The following is a 1,909-nucleotide window of genomic DNA, read 5'->3' on the forward strand; positions in this document are numbered from 1 at the left end:
TATGTTACTCCGGGCGTAATCGTCGTCTCCAGGTTGTTCTGCCATGGACTGGACCGGTACCCGTTTTGTGGGGGACTCCAAGAACTGATGTCCAGGAGTTATCCACGGCCGGTCGGCGGGGTCGCCTGTTACGACCACGACGCCGGCCGGCGGTGGATAACTCCGGCTCGTCATCACCCGGGTTTCTCCCCTGGCCTTTATTCCCCGGCGCCGCCAGCGCCGGCCCGGATTCACTCGGGCTCACGCAATCCAGCAACGTATCCGGTGTTCAGTATTGCTGGCCCTGCGTAGCGGCGCCAGCTTCCACTGCGCTGGGCTCGCCGAGGATCCGGGTTACCAGTTCCCTGGCACGATTCGATCGCCACGCTTTCACACGCCGCTGCAGGGTGCGAAGCTGGGCGCTCGAGTACATCATCGGTGCCATCCCGGTCAGGCGGTTCTGCAACTGTTTCGCGGTGATGCCGGGCTCCGTTTCCAGCCACTGCTGTATCCTGGGCCAGGTGTGCTCGAACGGATCCGGGCGCGTGCGCCAGTCATGCGGAACCCCGGCCTTCCTGTGATGGGTCGGGCGCACCTCGCCGGCCTGCCAGGCTGTGCCCAGGCTTGCCAGGAAGTCCGCCATCGGTACCTCGTCGTTGGGTCGGGCGCCGGTCGCAGCGCTGCCCGTAGCCGGGCATTCAGCCACCCGCCGCTGGGCCTCGCGCATGCGGCGTAAAAGCTCCACCGGATCAAGCGAGCGAAACTGTTCACGCAACTGCTGTTTGGTTGCCTCCGGCACCGAGGCCGCACGCAGGACTCGCTCGAGCGGCGTCAGGGGCGCCTCATAGTGCTTCGTGACCCGCGCCCCGTGGCGGGTCTTCGACTTCAGCTTGAACGAGGGCTGGAAATAGTTGATGTACAGCCGCGAGACGCGATACAGCGACGCCAGCGTTTCCGTGTCTTCCATTCCCCGCAGCTTGCCGTATCCCACGAGTCGCCGCACGATCGAACCGTTCTTCTGTTCGACCCACGCCTGATCGTTCTTCTTGTAGGGACGCGAGCGGGTCAGTTCGATACCCGTATTCTTGCAGAAGTCGAAGACGACTTCGTTCATGAAGGCGGTGTCGTTATCGCTGTCGAGGCCGCGCAGGGGAAATGGCAGTGCGCTACGGACGCGCTCGATGTGCTCAATGACGAACGCATGGTTGCGGAACGGCATCGCCAGACATTCGGTCCAGCCGGTCGCAATGTCGGTCATCACCAGGCTGTGCACGAAGTCGCCGTCGATCTTGATGCCACCGCAATGCTCGACGAAATCGATCTCCATGTAACCTGGCAGCGGATCGTTCCAGTCGGCAAACGTCCGGACCGGGACTGCGCGGCGAATCGCATTCCCTACGCCTCCCGCGCGCCTGCGTTGTCCTCCGAAGGCCTGTTCACGCACATCCCTGAGCAACCGGTCAATCGTGGCCGCGCTGATGCCGGCGAGCCTCTCACGCAGGTCGTCGGTCAGCGACAGATGACCATACCGGGTCATCGACTCGACCAGCGTCGGAATCACCGCCTTCAGCCGCTTGCCGCAGATCCGGTCCGCGGCCTCCCACAGCGTGATCAGCGCTGCACGAACCTCATCGTTGTAGCGCCGCTGTGGACCAGGCTTCGCCTTCGGTCGCCGGACTTCACGGCACAGCACACGGATTGCGTGCTTGCGGTGATAGCCCGTCAGTTTTAAAAACTCGTCCTGGATCTGGCGTTTGCCATCCCGGTTGGCACGCCGGTATCGCTCTCCGACTGCCTCAATCAGTTCCCGTCGCGTCGTCATGCTGAGTCGCCTCGTCATAAGTCGCTCCTGCCAGCCGTCTGACAGGTAGCAAATTACATGAGGCAACGACCCCGGCTCGGTAACAAATAACCTGAGTCAATGCGCCGG

1 protein-coding gene is annotated in these 1,909 nt (G+C 63.0%); it reads right to left on the reverse strand.

The genetic code is table 11. The features are described from left to right. Positions 1-268 precede the first annotated feature (268 nt). Complete coding sequence (locus PQR02_RS40275) at positions 269-1,819, reverse strand: DDE-type integrase/transposase/recombinase (RefSeq protein WP_408243362.1); 1,551 nt, start codon at positions 1,817-1,819, stop codon at positions 269-271. Between the last annotated feature and the right edge of the window lie 90 nt (positions 1,820-1,909).

The sequence above is a fragment of the Paraburkholderia sediminicola genome (genome assembly GCF_046026895.1).
In the GTDB taxonomy this organism is placed as follows: Bacteria; Pseudomonadota; Gammaproteobacteria; order Burkholderiales; family Burkholderiaceae; genus Paraburkholderia; species Paraburkholderia sediminicola_C.